13 protein-coding genes are annotated in these 14,310 nt (G+C 70.7%); 6 read left to right on the top strand and 7 right to left on the bottom strand.

Annotated elements, in window-relative coordinates; all coding sequences use genetic code 11:
- The first annotated feature begins 53 nt into the window (after positions 1-53).
- The 3 genes from A6P39_RS20755 to A6P39_RS20745 are packed head-to-tail and all read left to right on the top strand — an operon-like array spanning position 54 to position 3,305.
- Positions 54-1,400: a sensor histidine kinase gene (locus tag A6P39_RS20755; RefSeq protein WP_067042054.1), complete on the top strand. Its 1,347-nt coding sequence runs from the start codon at positions 54-56 to the stop codon at positions 1,398-1,400.
- On the top strand, positions 1,397-2,062 hold the full coding sequence (locus A6P39_RS20750) for a response regulator (protein WP_067042051.1): 666 nt from the start codon (positions 1,397-1,399) through the stop codon (positions 2,060-2,062). Before A6P39_RS20755 ends, A6P39_RS20750 begins: the two co-directional genes overlap by 4 nt.
- A gap of 19 nt (positions 2,063-2,081) precedes the next feature.
- The gene (locus A6P39_RS20745) at positions 2,082-3,305 is read left to right on the top strand and encodes a cytochrome P450 (protein ID WP_067042049.1); all 1,224 of its coding nucleotides are present in this window, start codon (positions 2,082-2,084) and stop codon (positions 3,303-3,305) included.
- On the opposite strand, the gene A6P39_RS20740 is transcribed toward A6P39_RS20745, so the two are convergent.
- Positions 3,306-4,880, bottom strand: a complete 1,575-nt coding sequence (locus A6P39_RS20740; RefSeq protein ID WP_067042048.1) for an ABC transporter permease — start codon at positions 4,878-4,880, stop codon at positions 3,306-3,308.
- The gene (locus A6P39_RS20735; protein ID WP_067042045.1) at positions 4,877-5,770 is read right to left on the bottom strand and encodes an ABC transporter ATP-binding protein; all 894 of its coding nucleotides are present in this window, start codon (positions 5,768-5,770) and stop codon (positions 4,877-4,879) included. Before A6P39_RS20735 ends, A6P39_RS20740 begins: the two co-directional genes overlap by 4 nt.
- Positions 5,771-5,844: 74 nt before the next feature.
- Between A6P39_RS20735 and A6P39_RS20730 the strand changes: the two genes are divergently transcribed.
- Positions 5,845-6,336, top strand: coding sequence for a GbsR/MarR family transcriptional regulator (locus A6P39_RS20730; protein WP_067042043.1), 492 nt, complete (start codon positions 5,845-5,847; stop codon positions 6,334-6,336).
- A 6-nt stretch (positions 6,337-6,342) separates the two neighbouring features.
- Here the strand turns inward: A6P39_RS20730 and A6P39_RS20725 are convergent, their stop codons facing one another.
- Together A6P39_RS20725 and A6P39_RS20720 are read right to left on the bottom strand one after the other, a co-directional pair.
- The gene (locus A6P39_RS20725; RefSeq protein WP_067042041.1) at positions 6,343-7,854 is read right to left on the bottom strand and encodes an APC family permease; all 1,512 of its coding nucleotides are present in this window, start codon (positions 7,852-7,854) and stop codon (positions 6,343-6,345) included.
- Positions 7,855-8,006: 152 nt separating this feature from the next.
- Positions 8,007-8,828, bottom strand: coding sequence for a diacylglycerol kinase (locus A6P39_RS20720; protein WP_067042040.1), 822 nt, complete (start codon positions 8,826-8,828; stop codon positions 8,007-8,009).
- A gap of 197 nt (positions 8,829-9,025) precedes the next feature.
- On the opposite strand from A6P39_RS20720, the gene A6P39_RS20715 reads away from it, so the two are divergent.
- Positions 9,026-10,309 carry an adenylosuccinate synthase gene (locus A6P39_RS20715; protein ID WP_275883883.1) on the top strand — a complete coding sequence of 428 codons (1,284 nt, stop codon included), beginning with the start codon at positions 9,026-9,028 and terminating at the stop codon, positions 10,307-10,309.
- A gap of 167 nt (positions 10,310-10,476) precedes the next feature.
- Positions 10,477-12,294 (top strand): bifunctional metallophosphatase/5'-nucleotidase, encoded by a 1,818-nt coding sequence (locus tag A6P39_RS20710; protein ID WP_067055337.1) that lies wholly within the window; start codon positions 10,477-10,479, stop codon positions 12,292-12,294.
- 67 nt (positions 12,295-12,361) lie between these two features.
- On the opposite strand, the gene A6P39_RS20705 is transcribed toward A6P39_RS20710, so the two are convergent.
- The 3 genes from A6P39_RS20705 to A6P39_RS20695 all read right to left on the bottom strand — a co-directional run bounded on the left by A6P39_RS20705 (position 12,362) and on the right by A6P39_RS20695 (position 14,210).
- Entirely contained in the window at positions 12,362-12,655 is a 294-nt protein-coding gene (locus A6P39_RS20705; protein WP_159396193.1) for a hypothetical protein, read from the bottom strand.
- A 107-nt stretch (positions 12,656-12,762) separates the two neighbouring features.
- Positions 12,763-13,413, bottom strand: coding sequence for a hypothetical protein (locus A6P39_RS20700; protein ID WP_067055340.1), 651 nt, complete (start codon positions 13,411-13,413; stop codon positions 12,763-12,765).
- Positions 13,414-13,514: 101 nt separating this feature from the next.
- On the bottom strand, positions 13,515-14,210 hold the full coding sequence (locus A6P39_RS20695) for a GntR family transcriptional regulator (RefSeq protein ID WP_067055343.1): 696 nt from the start codon (positions 14,208-14,210) through the stop codon (positions 13,515-13,517).
- Between the last annotated feature and the right edge of the window lie 100 nt (positions 14,211-14,310).

The following is a 14,310-nucleotide window of genomic DNA, read 5'->3' as shown; positions in this document are numbered from 1 at the left end:
ACCCCTCTCCAAGGGGACGACCGCGACCACCGGCCCGCCCTACCGTTTTGTGCGTGACCGAGACGACGCACACGCAGACGACACCGCCGGGCCCGGCCGGCCGGCCGCGCAGCCCGGAGTTCCGGCTCGCCGCGGGCGCCCTGCGGGGTCTGCGGCAGGACCTGTTCCAGGACGCCTTCGCCTACGACCCGCTGCCCCGCATGGCCGATGCGGGGCCGGTCACCCGGCGGCTGTCGGGCCGGGCGCGGGAGTACGCGGCCTGGTCCCCGCATCTGCTGGTGGCCGCCGGCGCTGTGGTGGCCATGCTCGCCGCCGTGTCGCATGTGCAGGCGCCTCCGGTGACGCTGCTGTGCGGGCTGCTCGCGGTGGTTCCGGTGCTGCTGACCCTGGCGCGTCCGGTGGGCGCGTTCTGGGTGTCGCTGGCGGCCACGGTCGTCACGTCCGTGATCGACCGCGCCGACGGCAGCTGGCCGTGGCTGCCGGGCAGTTTCATCGCCCACCTGCTGGTCCTCACGGTCGTCGCGATACGCACCCGCCCGCGCACGGCGGCCTGGATGTGGCTGCTGACCGCGTTGTTCGGCTTCTTCGCCGAGACGGCCTTCGGCTGGGGAGACTACGGCACCGACACCGCCCCGATGCTGTTCCTGTCGGCGCTGATCCTGCTGATCGTCACGGTCCGGCACATACGGCGGGAGGCTCAGCAGGAGGTGACCGCGCAGCAGACGGTGACGGCCCACGAGCGCTCGCGGCGCACGCTGCTGGAGGAGCGCACGACGATCGCCCGTGAGCTGCACGACGTGGTCGCGCATCACATGTCGGTGGTCGCCATCCAGGCGGAAGCCGCGCCGTACCGGGTGGAGAATCCGCCGCCGGAGCTGGAGAAGGCGTTCGTCACCATCCGGGAGAACGCGGTGGCGGCCCTGACCGAGCTGCGCCGGGTGCTGGGCGTCGTCCGCGCGGAGGACTACGAGGCCCCGGAGGCCCCGCAGCCCACTCTCGCCGACCTGGACGCGCTGCTCGCCAATGTGCGGGAGGCCGGCCTGGCGGTGGAGAAGGCGGTGACCGGCGCGGTCCGCGAACTGCCGCAGGGCATCGAGCTGTCGGCATACCGAATAGTCCAGGAGGCCCTCAGCAACAGCCTGCGGCACGCGCCGGCGGCGGGTGCCCGGGTGGAGATCGGCTATGTGCTCGGCGGCCTGGGCCTGCGTATAGTCAACGGCCCGCCGCCGGCCCCGCACCTCATCAAACCCTCTCCCGGCGCCGGGCACGGCATCACGGGCATGCGGGAGCGGGTCTCGATGCTGAACGGCGAGATGACGGCGGGCCCGACGGACGACGGGGGTTACGAGGTGGCGGTGTTCCTGCCGGTGCCGGCCGCCGCGAGCGAAGGGGACGCATGACCATCCGCGTACTGATCGCGGACGACCAGATGATGGTCCGCGAGGGCTTCTCGGTCCTGCTGAACGCGATGCCGGACATCGAGGTCGTCGGCGAGGCCGTCAACGGGAGGGAGGCGGTGGAGCGGGTCCGGGAGCTGGCCCCGGACGTCGTCCTGATGGACATCCGGATGCCGGAGCTGAACGGCATCGAGGCGACCCGGGAGATCGTCGCGGCGGACGCGGCGGCGAAGGTGCTGGTGCTGACCACGTTCGACCTGGACGAGTACGTGTACCAGGCGTTGCGGGCGGGTGCCTCCGGCTTCCTGCTGAAGGACGCCTCGGCTCGCCAACTGGCGGACGGTGTCCGGGTGGTGGCCTCCGGCGAGGCGCTGCTGGCGCCCTCGGTCACCAGGCGGCTGATCACGGAGTTCTCCCGCCTGGCGGAGCCTGCGCGCCTGATGCCGGCGGCCCAGACGGCCTACGGCGAGCTGACGGAACGGGAGACGGAGGTGCTGATCCTGATCGCGCAGGGCCTGTCGAACGCGGAGATCGCCGAGCGCCTGGTGGTGGCCGAGTCGACGATCAAGACGCATGTGAGCCGGATCCTGGTGAAGCTGGGCCTGAGAGACCGCACCCAGGCGGCGGTGTTCGCGTACGAGGCGAGGCTGGTCACACCGGGGTGAGCCGGGCTAGCGTCCGTGCATGGCAGCTGCTGCGGACCTCGCTTTCGACCCCTGGGACCCCGGGTTCCTCGCCGACCCGTACCCGGCCTATGCCGAGTTGCGGGCCCGCGGCCGGGTGATCCGGTACGAGCCGACCGATCAGTGGCTGGTGCCGCACCACGCGGATGTCTCGGCGTTGTTGCGGGACCGGCGGCTGGGCCGTACCTACCAGCACCGGTTCTCGCACGAGGACTTCGGGCGGACGGCGCCCCCGGCCGAGCACGAGCCGTTCCACACCCTCAACGACCACGGGATGCTCGATCTGGAGCCGCCGGATCACACGCGGATCCGGCGCCTGGTGTCCAAGGCGTTCACGCCGCGGACCGTGGAGCGGCTCGGGCCGTATGTGCGGGGCCTCGCGGACGAGCTGGTGGCGGGGCTGGTCCGGGAGGGCGGCGGGGATCTGCTGGCGGACGTGGCGGAGCCGCTGCCGGTCGCGGTGATCGCCGAGATGCTGGGCATTCCGGAGGCGGACCGGGGGCAGTTGCGGCCGTGGTCGGCGGACATCTGCGGGATGTACGAGCTGAATCCGTCGCAGGAGGCGGCGGACCGGGCGGTGCGGGCTTCCGTGGAGTTCTCCGAGTTTCTGCGGGAGCTGATCGCCGCCCGGCGCAAGGAGCCGGGGGAGGACCTGATCTCCGGGCTGATCGCGGCGCATGACGAGGACGACGACCGGCTGACCGAGCAGGAGCTGATCTCCACGGTGGTGCTGCTGCTCAACGCGGGGCATGAGGCGACGGTCAACGCCACCGTGAACGGCTGGTTCGCGCTGTTCCGGAACCCGGAGCAGCTCGCCCGGCTGCGTGCCGATCACGCGCTGGTGCCCACCGCCGTGGAGGAACTGTTGCGCTACGACACCCCGCTGCAGCTCTTCGAGCGCTGGGTGCTGGACGACATCGAGATCGACGGTACGACGATCCCGAGGGGCGCGGAGATCGCGATGCTCTTCGGGTCCGCCAACCACGATCCCGAGGTCTTCGACCGGCCCGGGCGCCTCGATCTCGGGCGGCCGGACAATCCGCACATCTCCTTCAGCGCGGGGATCCACTACTGCATCGGCGCGCCCCTGGCCCGGATCGAGCTGGCGGCCTCGATGCGGGCCCTGCTGGAGCAGGCCCCCACCCTGACTCTGGCGGCGGAGCCGGAGCGGAAGCCGAACTTCGTGATGCGGGGGCTGGACGGGCTGCGCGTGCGGGTGGCCTGATCAGCCCCCGGCCAGGTCCCGGCGGCGCAGGCCCGCGAGGCCGCCGGCGACCAGCAGTGCGGCGAGGGCGAGCAGGACGCCCACCGGGGTCCAGTCGAGGTGGCCGCCGGGCAGCTTGGGCAGGTGGCCGAAGGGGGAGAGGTCCAGCACGGCGCGGGGGACGTTCAGCGCAGGGCCGATCCAGCCGATCAGCAGGGCCGCGCCGGCCACACCCCAGGCCGCGACCGCACCCTGCGGCAGGACGCCGAACAGCAGCACGGCGACACCGCCGATCACCCAGACGGCGGCGACCTGGAGCAGACAGGCGCCGAGGACGGGTCCGGTCTGCTTGCCGTAGCCGACGGCGAAGCCCAGCCCGGCCAGCAGCATGATCAGCGCCGAGCCGCCGAAGGCGATCAGCAGGTGTCCGGCGGCCCAGCGCAGCCGGCCCACGGCACCGGCGAGCACCGGCTCGGCGCGCCCGGAGGTCTCCTCGGCGTTCAGGCGCAGCACGGACGAGACGACGTGGAGCGCGGCGATCAGGCCGAGCATGCCGACCATCGCGGCGAGGAAGGCATTGGTCAGTCCCGACTGGCCGCCCATGCGTTGGAAGATCTCGCGTGCCTGGGCGTTGTCGCCGACGAGCCTCGCCGCGCCGTTTGTCAGGCCGCCGTAGACGACCCCGGCGAGGAAGAAGCCGAGGCCCCAGCCGAGCACGCTGCCGCGTTGCAGCCGCCAGGCCAGCGCGCCCGCGGTGCCCAGGCGCCCCGCGGCCGGTCCCGGCCGGGTCGGCAGGAAGCTCGTGCCGATGTCCCGGCGCCCGGCCAACTCGTAGGCGCAGCAGGCCTGGAGGGCGACGGCGGCCGTGAACAGCAGCAGGACCCACCAGCGTTCGGCCGCGAAGGCGCGCAGGTTCTCCAGCCAGCCCAGCGGGGACAGCCAGGTCAGGACGGACGAGCCGTCCGAGGAGGCCGAGTCGCCGGCCGCGCGCAGCACGAAGGCCGCGCCCAGCACGGCCGCCGTGAGCCCCCGGGCCAGCCGGGCGCTCTCGGTCAGCTGGGCGGCGATCGCCGCCATCGTGGCGAAGACCATGCCCGCGCCCGCCACCCCGAGCCCGAAGGCCAGCGCGCCGGCCGCGCCCTGCCCGGCCAGCCCCGCCACGATCAGGACGCCCAGGGCCGTGTTCGCGACCGCCGCCGTCAGCAGGGCCGCGGTGAGCGGGGCCCGGCGCCCGACCTTGCCGGAGGAGACCAGTTCCTGCCGCCCGCTCTCCTCCTCGTCCCGGGTGTGCCGTACGACGAGGAGCAGGCTCGTCACGGCGGCGAGGGCGCCCGCGTACACCCCGGCCCGCCAGGCCGTCAGCGCGCCGAGCGAGTCGTCGAAGACGGGGCCGACCATGGCGCGCAGGGAGGTGTTGCCGGCCATCTGGTGCATCAGGTCGGCGCGGGCGGCCGGGGTGCCGTACAGGGTCTTCAGGGTGTTCGGCATGGAGAGGACCATCAGCGCGTTGACCGTGACCCAGACCGGGATCATGACGCGGTCGCGGCGCAGTGCGAACCTCAGCAGGGTTCCGGTACCGGCGAGTGGGGAGTTCATGCGGGCACCTCGTCCTGGTAGTGCCGCAGGAACAGCTCCTCCAGCGTCGGCGGCTTCGAGGTCAGCGAGCGCACCCCGGAGGCGGTCAACGAGCGTAGTACGGCGTCGAGTTGGTCGGTGTCCACCTGGAGCCGGACCCGGCGGCCCTGTACGTCGAGGTCGTGCACGCCCGGCAGGCGGGCCAACCCGTCGGGTGGCCCGGCGAGTTCGGCGCTCACGCTGGTGCGGGTGAGGTGGCGCAGGCCGGCGAGCGAGCCGCTCTCCACGGTCCGGCCCTTGCGGATGATGCTGACCCGGTCGCAGAGTTCCTCGACCTCGCTGAGGATGTGCGAGGACAGCAGGACCGTGCGTCCCCGGTCGCGCTCCTCCGCGACGCAGGCCTGGAAGACCTCCTCCATCAGCGGGTCCAGGCCCGAGGTCGGTTCGTCCAGGATGAGCAGGTCGACGTCGGAGGCGAAGGCGGCGACGAGGGCGACTTTTTGCCGGTTGCCCTTGGAGTAGGTGCGGCCCTTCTTGGTGGGGTCCAGTTCGAAGCGGTTGATCAGCGCGGCGCGCCGTGCCCGGTCCAGGCCCCCGCGCAGCCGGCCGTAGAGGTCGATGATCTCGCCGCCGGAGAGGTTGCGCCACAGGGTGACGTCACCGGGGACGTAGGCGATGCGGCGGTGCACCTCGACCGCGTCCCGCCACGGGTCACGGCCCAGCACCTGTGCGGCACCCGTGTCGGCGCGCAGCAGTCCGAGCAGGACGCGGATGGTGGTCGACTTGCCGGCGCCGTTGGGGCCGAGGAAGCCGTGCACCTCGCCGGCCTCGACGTCCAGGTCGAGGCCGTCCAGCGCGCGGGTACGGCCGAAGGACTTGTGCAGCCCGGAGACCGTGATTGCCTTGGTCATGCTTCCGAACGTACGCTTCTTTCAGAAAGTTGTGAAGTTAAGGAAGCGGATGAATGCCGGTTAGGGTGAGTCGCATGACGGAGCCGAGTGCACAGCGGGACCCGGTGTCGGTCTCGCGGTTCGTGGAACACTTCGCCGCCCAGCTGACCGAGGCGGGCATGCCGCGGATGCCGTCCCGGGTCTTCGGCGCGCTGCTCGCCTCCGACGCCGGCAGCCTGACCTCCGCCGAGCTGGGCGAACAGCTCCGGATCAGCCCCGCGGCCGTCTCCGGCGCCGTGCGCTACCTCGCCCAGGTCCACATGGTCTCGAGGGAGCGCGAGCCCGGTTCGCGCCGGGAGCGCTACCGGGTGCACAGCAACCAGTGGTACGAGGCCCTGACCAGCCGCGAGACCGTCATCAAGCGCTGGGAGGAGGCCCTGCGGGAGGGCGTCACCAGCCTCGGGGCCGACACCCCCGCGGGGCGCCGGCTGGCCGAGACGCTGGAGTTCTTCGAGTTCATCGAGAAGGACGTGGCCGAGATGATGGAGCGCTGGCGCGCCTACCGGGAGCAGAAGGACGAGCGCTGAGCCTGCTCAGCGTTCCTTCGTCTCTTCCAGCACCGTCCGCCCCAGCAGCGCGTACCGCTCGGGCGAGCGCCGCTTGAGGTACTGGGCGCAGCCGATGCCCGCCGTCGCGACCAGGGCCACCAGCCAGGGCGTCGCCTTCAGGACCAGCGAGCCGGACTCGGGACCGGCCGCCGCGCCCATGTTGGACACCAGCAGGACGACGACGCCGAGCATCGCGATGCCGCCGATCAGCGGTGCGGTGAAGGTGCGGAACCAGTGGCGGCTCTCGGGGTGGTGGGAGCGGAAGTAGGCGAGCACCGCGAAGGAGCACACGGCCTGGACGACGAGGATCGCCATGGTGCCGAGGATGGCGAGCAGGACGTAGGTGCCGGTGTAAGGGTCCTTGCCGGCGGCCCAGAACGCGCCGAGCAGCACCGCGGTGACCGCCGTCTGCACCAGCCCGGCGATGTGCGGGGAGCCGTGCCGGGCGTGGGTGCGGCCGATGGTGCGCTGGAGCGAGGGGAGGACGCCCTCGCGGCCCAGGGCGTACAGATAGCGGGCGGCGCAGTTGTGGAAGGCCATGCCGCAGGCCAGCGAGCCGGTGATCATCAGCCACTGCATGACGTCGACCGCCCAGTGCCCGACATAGCGCTCGGTGGGGTTGAAGAACATCGAGAGCGGGTTGGCGGAGGAGGCCGCCTTCACGGCCTCGGCCTCGCCGTTGCCGGTGATGGCCATCCAGGAGACGAAGACGTAGAAGACGCCGACGCCCAGGACGCTGATCATCGTGGCCTTGGGGATGATCTTCTTCGGGTCGCGGGACTCCTCGCCGTACATCGCGGTCGACTCGAAGCCGACCCAGGACCAGAAGGCGAAGAAGAGCCCGAGCCCGGCGGACGTGCCCTTGAAGGCGTTGACCGGGTCGACGGGCGCGAAGGTGAACCCGTGCGGCCCGCCCCCGTGCAGCGCGACCGACACCGCCATGGCGGCGAGCACGGTGACCTCGGTCGCCAGCAGCGCCACCAGCAGTTTCTCGGCGACGCTGACCCCGAACCAGGTGCCGGTCGCGTTGATCGCGAGCATCAGCACGGCGAAGGCCCACCAGGGCACGTGCACACCGGTCTGGTCCTTCAGGGTCGTCGTCGCGAAGGTGGAGAAGATCCCGATCAGGGCCGGCTCGAAGACGACGTACGCGAAGGTCGCGAGCAGTCCGGAGGCGAGGCCGACCGTGCGGCCGAGGCCGTAGGAGATGAAGCCGTAGAAGGCGCCCGTGGACGTGATGTGCTTCGCCATCGAGGTGAAACCGATGGAAAAGATTGCCAGGACGACCATTGCGACGAGATAGCTCGCGGGTGCCCCGACGCCATTGCCGGACGACACCATGAAGGGCACGTTCCCGGTCATCGCGGTGATCGGCGCGGCGGTCGCCACGGCCATGAACACGACGCCCAGCAGTCCTACGGCGTTGGGTTTCAGCCGGTGAACCACTTCGCCGCCGTCCGTGCCCGCCGCCGGGGCGACGCCCTCGTCCACTGCCATCGGGTGGCCCCCTCGCTGTCCGGTCCATGTGTCCTGGTGGGTCCTGATGGAGCAGGATGGTGGACGAGGCGGGGGCGCGGGAAGGGGTCGGCTGGGTTAAATATTTGTCACCAGACCATTGGGTGGGCGGTTCGTGCGAGATGTCGCCCGGCTCAGACCGAGGGCAGCACCAGTCCCCACGCGCCCTCCGCCACCCGCCACGTCCGCCTGCGCACCGGCCCCGAGACGGCCGCGTCCGCCCGGTAGCGGAAGTCCGGGCCCGTGACCGTCACCGTGCGGCCCGAGGCCCGCAGCGGGGTCGCCTCCGCGCCCACCGACAGCGGCCGTACCTCCACCGCCGCCGTGCCGGAGGCGGTGGGTATCACCGTCACCGCCTCCACCGGGTGGGACAGGTCCACGAGGGTCTCGCCGTCGACCTCCACCCTGAGCCGGGCCGGGCCCGGGGAGGGGACGGCCGCGAGGCGGGCCGGGCGGGGGTTCAGGGTGCGGACCAGGGCGCGGTACCAGGGGGCGGCGGGCAGCCGCCCGGAGGCGGACCGGCGGGCCGGGGGGATGGCCAGCTCCGTCAGGACGACGCCGTCGCTGTCGTCCACCAGCAGATCCAGGCGGCGTTCCGTGCCGTCCAGGACCGTGCGGGCCGCGGCCACCGCGCCGCAGGGCACGCCCAGGGACTCCGCCAGGGACGTCTCGCCGACCGGGACCACCGACAGACCGCACTCGGCAAGCTCCCGCTCCCGGTGCAGCTGGGTGACCGCGCGGATCAGGGCGCGGTCGTCGCCGATCACCACCGGCCTCCTGGAACCCCTTCGGCCCAGCGCCCGGGCGAACTCCTCGGGACCGTCCGGGAGGCACATTTTCGCCGCCGCACCCGCGCTGAGCACGTCTTTCGCGATTCGGACGGACTCGCCGTCCGTCTGCCGTGCCGCCGGATCGATGATCACCAGCAGCTGCTCGGACGTCGCGAAAGTCGCCACCTCGGTCCTGCCTCGCTTCCTCGGGTAGCATCTTTGTGCAAGAGCCCCTTGCGCTATTGCGCCAGGGGCTTCGTCTATTCCGGGGCATCCGGTCCGACGGTTGTGCGACCAACGGCGGTCGCTGTGGCACGCGGCGGTGAACCTTACGCCCACGCCCCCGACCTTGGACATGCCCCGCCCGGAAGGGGTGTACGCGCGTGCCCGCACTTGTGCTGCTCGGTGCTCAGTGGGGTGACGAAGGCAAGGGAAAGGCGACCGACCTGCTCGGTGGCTCGGTGGACTATGTAGTGCGCTACCAGGGCGGCAACAACGCCGGCCACACGGTCGTCGTGGGCGACCAGAAGTACGCGCTCCACCTCCTCCCTTCCGGAATCCTCTCGCCTACTTGTGTCCCGGTCATCGGCAACGGCGTCGTCGTCGACCCGTCGGTCCTGCTCTCCGAGCTGAGCGGTCTGAACGAGCGTGGCGTCGACACGTCCAAGCTCCTGATCAGTGGTAACGCGCACATCATCACGCCGTACAACGTGACCGTCGACAAGGTGACGGAACGCTTCCTCGGAAAGCGGAAGATCGGTACGACCGGGCGCGGTATCGGTCCCACCTACGCCGACAAGATCAACCGTGTGGGCATCCGGGTCCAGGACCTGTACGACGAGTCGATCCTGACCCAGAAGGTCGAGGCGGCCCTCGACGTCAAGAACCAGATCCTCACCAAGCTCTACAACCGGCGCGCGATCGCCGTCGGCCAGGTGGTCGAGGAGCTGCTGGGCTACGCCGAGAAGATTGAGCCGTACGTCGCCGACACCGTGCTGGTCCTCAACCAGGCGCTGGAGGAGGACAAGGTCGTCCTGTTCGAGGGCGGTCAGGGCACCCTCCTCGACATCGACCACGGCACGTACCCCTTCGTCACCTCCTCCAACCCGACCGCCGGCGGTGCCTGCACCGGCGCCGGCGTCGGCCCGACGAAGATCAGCCGGGTCATCGGCATCCTGAAGGCGTACACGACCCGCGTCGGCGCCGGTCCGTTCCCGACCGAGCTGTTCGACGAGGACGGCGAGGCGCTGCGCCGCATCGGCGGCGAGCGCGGTGTGACCACCGGCCGTGACCGCCGCTGCGGCTGGTTCGACGCGGTCATCGCCCGCTACGCGACCCGCGTGAACGGCCTGACCGACTTCTTCCTCACCAAGCTGGACGTGCTGACCGGCTGGGAGGAGATCCCGGTCTGCGTGGCGTACGAGATCGACGGCAAGCGCGTCGAGGAACTGCCGTACTCGCAGAGCGACTTCCACCACGCGAAGCCGGTCTACGAGACCCTGCCGGGCTGGTCCGAGGACATCACCAAGGCGAAGTCCTTCTCGGACCTGCCGAAGAACGCCCAGAACTACGTCAAGGCGCTCGAGGAGATGTCCGGCGCCCCGATCTCCGCGATCGGCGTGGGCCCGGGCCGGGACGAGACGATCGAGGTCAACTCCTTCCTGTAGTCCCTGTCGTTCAACTCCGCTTCACGGGCCGGTCATGGACATGAAGTTCCTTGACCGGCCCTTGGGCTGTTCGTGGTTCTCAGGGGAAGATCAGAAGGCAAGCATCTACGCGGGTAGTTGCCCGCGTTCCGCCCACTCCTCCCTCTTCCTCGCTCCAGGAGCCCTGAATGCCCGTCAGTCCCATGAACCGCCGGGAGTTCGTGAAGAAGTCGGCCGTCACCGGAGCGGCCGTCGCCGCGGCCGGGACGGTTGCCGCGGCCCCCGCCCAGGCGGCCGAGCAGAAGCGCGAACACCACCCGCGCACCTGGAAGTTCTCCATCCTCGGCACGACCGACCTGCACAGCCACGTCTTCGACTGGGACTACTACAAGGACGCGGCCTACAGCGACAAGGCGGGCAACTCGGTCGGTGTCGCCCGCGTCGCCACGCTCATCAAGCAGCAGCGGGAGGCCAAGGGCGAGGACCACGTCCTCCTCGTCGACGCCGGTGACATCATCCAGGGCACCTCGCTCGCCTACTACTTCGCGCGCGTCGACCCGATCACCGGGACCGACGGCAAGAAGGGCCCCAGGCACCCGATGGCCGTGGCCATGAACCACATGCGCTACGACGCCGCCGCCCTCGGCAACCACGAGTTCAACTACGGCATCGAGACGCTGCGCAAGTTCGAGCGGCAGTGCCACTTCCCGCTGCTCGGCGCGAACGCGCTCGACGCGAAGACGCTGAAGCCCGCCTTCCACCCCTACACCGTCAAGCGTATCTGCGTGCCCGGCGCCCCCGACATCAAGGTCGGCATCCTCGGGCTCACCAACCCCGGTATCGCCCTGTGGGACAAGGACAACGTCAGCGGGAAGATGGTCTTCCCCGGGCTGGTCGAGCAGGCGAAGAAGTACGTGCCCCGGCTGCGGGCGCTCGGCTGTGACGTGGTCTTCCTGACCGACCACTCCGGTCTCGACGGCTCGTCCTCGTACGGCGACGAGCTGCCCTACGTCGAGAACGCCTCCAACCTCGTCGCCGAGCAGGTGCCGGGCATCGACGCGATCCTCGTCGGCCACACCCACGTCGAGGTCCCCTCGTACACCGTCAAGAACGAGGAGACCGGCGAGGAGGTCCTCCTCTCCGAGCCGTACTGCTGGGGCTACCGGCTGAGCGTCTTCGACTTCGAGGTCGAGCTGGAGCACGGCCGCTGGAAGGTCGTCAGCAAGACCGCGCAGACCCTCAACCCCAACACGGTGGACGAGGACCCGGAGATCAAGAAGCTCCTCCAGGCCGACCACGAGCTGGTCGTGAAGTACGTCAACACGGCGGTCGGCACCTGCACCGAGGACCTCTCGGCGGCGGAGTCCTGCTGGAAGGACGTGCCGATCATGGACTTCATCCAGAAGGTCCAGGCGGACACGGTCAAGGCGGGCCTGTCGGCCGCCGACGCCGCCCTCCCGCTGATCTCGGTCGCCGCGCCCTTCAGCCGCACGGCCGACATCCCCAAGGGCAACGTCACCATCAAGGACATCGCCGGGCTCTACATCTACGACAACACCCTGTACGGCAAGAAGCTGACGGGCGCCCAGCTGAAGGACTACCTGGAGTACGCGGCGAAGTACTACCACCAGGTCCCGGCCGGCACGAAGGTCGACACCGCGACGCTGACCAACGCCAACAGCTTCTGGGACTACATGTACGACGTGGCGGACGGCGTCGACTACGAGATCGACATCGCCCAGGCGGAGGGGTCCCGCATCAAGAACCTCTCCTACAACGGCTCCCCGGTCGCCGACGACCAGGTCTTCGTCGTCGCCGTCAACAACTACCGGGCCAACGGCGGCTCCGGCTACCCGCACATCGCCTCGGCGCCGATCGCGTACAGCTCGACGAACGAGATCCGCCAGCTGATGATCGACTACGTGACCGCGAAGAAGACGCTGGACCCGGCGGACTTCGCGAAGGTCAACTGGAAGCTGACGCAGAACGGTACGCCGGTCTTCTGAGCCGGCGTACGGGTCGCTTCCGTGGCGGACCGGTTCCCGCCGGTTCCCGGTCCGCCACGGATCACGTCTACGGGACCTCGATGTTCCGCGGGGTGATCTTCAGCTGCCTCGGGAGCATCGCCTGCGGGCGCACCAGATCCTTGAGCAGGTACTTCATCAGCTCCTGCGGGGACATCCCCTTGAGCCGGCCGGCCAGGGCCGCGTTGGTCGGCTCGATCCGGTGTCCTCGTCCCGCCGCAGCGCCTGCGTCACCGCCGCGTTGCCCGCACCGCGCGGCAGGGCGTGCTGCGCGGGCGTGGACTGCGTCCGGGCTCGCGGCGTCACCGTGCGCGGGCGGTGGCCCGGTCCTCTTGTCTCTCATGCGCGTGCATGTCACCCGAGTCTCGCAGCGCCGGCCGCGCCCCGCCAGGTGACGCGAGGGCACAGTGAGTGCCCCGACGGTCACTTCAGGGCGTACGAGGTGACGGTTCAGCTGAAGACGATCATCGAGCCCTGGGCCAGGGACCGGGTCGCCGCCGCGTGCAGGCCGAGCCACACGTGCCGTTCGCGGGCGAAGGGGCTCGGGTCGTACGGGCCCGGGAGCGCCGGTTCCTCCAGCTCCGTGGGGGCCGTGGGGGCCGCCGGGGCCGCCGGGGGGTTCGCCGGGTCGATGCCGATCGACGGGGCCACGTACTCCAGTTCCCTCAACAGGGTCTGAGAGCTGCCCAACGGGCCGCCGCCCGCGAGGAGTTCGTCGCTGGAGAGCGGGTTCGGGAAGTCGACCGGGACGTACGCGCCCGCGTGGTCGTAGTGCCAGACGAGATGGGACTGCTGGGCCGTGGACTCGAACATCTCCAACAACTGCTCGTAGTCGCCGCCCAGTTCGCCGACCGGCGTCACCGGCAGGCCGCAGACCTGGAGGAGGTAGGCGCGGCGCAGGAAGTGGAGGGCGTCGTAGTCGAAGCCGGCCACGGGGGCGACCTCGCCGGACAGGCCCGGCATGTACTGGTACACGGGCACCGGCGGGAGGCCGGCCGCCGCCAGCGCGTCGTTGTACTGGGCGAGTTCTTCGGCGAACGGGTTGTCGGGGGTGTGGCACAACACGTCCACGAGCGGTACCAGCCACAGGTCGCAGGCCAAAGAGGGCTCCTCGCACACAGAAGGGTCCACAGGGGGGTGGTCTGGGAAGGGTAGTCGCTGTCGCACCGGGTTGCTCCCCGTGTGCGCACGGTACCGGTCACTTACCCGGTGGTCAGGTGTTCCAGCAGCGCCAGGGAGTGGGCGTTGGAGGCGGCGACGATCTCGCGGGCGGCGTCGGCCTCGCGGCGGGCGAGCGCGTCGACCAGGTCCGTGTGCCCGGCCCACAGGCGGCCGCGCAGGTCGGGCAGGCGCAGGAGGTGCTGGACCGCGCAGACCCAGGACTGCACCCGCAGGCGGTTGAGGAAGTCGGCGAGGTAGGGGTTGCCGAACAGGGCACTCAGCTCACGCCAGAAGCGCAGGTCGTAGCCGATGAGAATGGTGAGGTCGCCGGCCGCGGCGGCGCGCTGGGCCTCCTCGCCGCGGCGGCGGACGGTGGCCAGGGCGGCGGCCGTGCGGGGGTCGTCCGGCGGGGTGCGGAAGGCGGGGTGGCCGGCGGTGAGGGACTGGAACATGCCGTCGGTGACCAGGCTGCGCGCCTCGATCATGTTCCGGTAATCGGTGACGGAGTACTCCGGCACGCGGAAGCCGCGGTGCTGGTCGGCCTCGAGTATGCCCTGAGCGGACAGATCGACCAGCGCCTCGCGGACGGGGGTGGCGGAGACGCCGTACTGCTCGGCGATCTCCTTGACGGTGAACGCCCGGCCCGGTCGCAGCCGCCCGGCCAGCACCTCGTCGCGGAGCGCGTCCGCGATCTGCTGGCGCAGGGTGCTGCGCGTCACGGCGCCGTTGCCGGGCATGCTCGGGTCTCTCCTCGCGCGTGGATGACGTGCTCGCGTAGCTTTCGTAGTACTTACGAGACGTCACCTTACGCGTTAGGTCTGCCTGGCGGCAGGCACG

The organism is Streptomyces sp. FXJ1.172 (genome assembly GCF_001636945.3).
Taxonomy (GTDB): domain Bacteria; phylum Actinomycetota; class Actinomycetes; order Streptomycetales; family Streptomycetaceae; genus Streptomyces.
The sequence above is the reverse complement of the archived record's forward strand: the minus strand, read 5'-3'. Positions and strand labels throughout refer to the sequence as shown.

Excerpts from the sequence above, each read along its gene's own strand:
- A6P39_RS20750 (WP_067042051.1), top strand. The coding sequence starts at position 1,397 with ATGACCATCCGCGTACTGATCGCGGACGACCAGATGATGGTCCGCGAG.
- A6P39_RS20745 (WP_067042049.1), top strand. The coding sequence starts at position 2,082 with ATGGCAGCTGCTGCGGACCTCGCTTTCGACCCCTGGGACCCCGGGTTC.
- A6P39_RS20740 (WP_067042048.1), bottom strand. The coding sequence starts at position 4,880 with ATGAACTCCCCACTCGCCGGTACCGGAACCCTGCTGAGGTTCGCACTG.
- A6P39_RS20735 (WP_067042045.1), bottom strand. The coding sequence starts at position 5,770 with ATGACCAAGGCAATCACGGTCTCCGGGCTGCACAAGTCCTTCGGCCGT.
- A6P39_RS20730 (WP_067042043.1), top strand. The coding sequence starts at position 5,845 with ATGACGGAGCCGAGTGCACAGCGGGACCCGGTGTCGGTCTCGCGGTTC.
- A6P39_RS20725 (WP_067042041.1), bottom strand. The coding sequence starts at position 7,854 with ATGGCAGTGGACGAGGGCGTCGCCCCGGCGGCGGGCACGGACGGCGGC.
- A6P39_RS20710 (WP_067055337.1), top strand. The coding sequence starts at position 10,477 with ATGCCCGTCAGTCCCATGAACCGCCGGGAGTTCGTGAAGAAGTCGGCC.
- A6P39_RS20705 (WP_159396193.1), bottom strand. The coding sequence starts at position 12,655 with ATGAGAGACAAGAGGACCGGGCCACCGCCCGCGCACGGTGACGCCGCG.
- A6P39_RS20695 (WP_067055343.1), bottom strand. The coding sequence starts at position 14,210 with ATGCCCGGCAACGGCGCCGTGACGCGCAGCACCCTGCGCCAGCAGATC.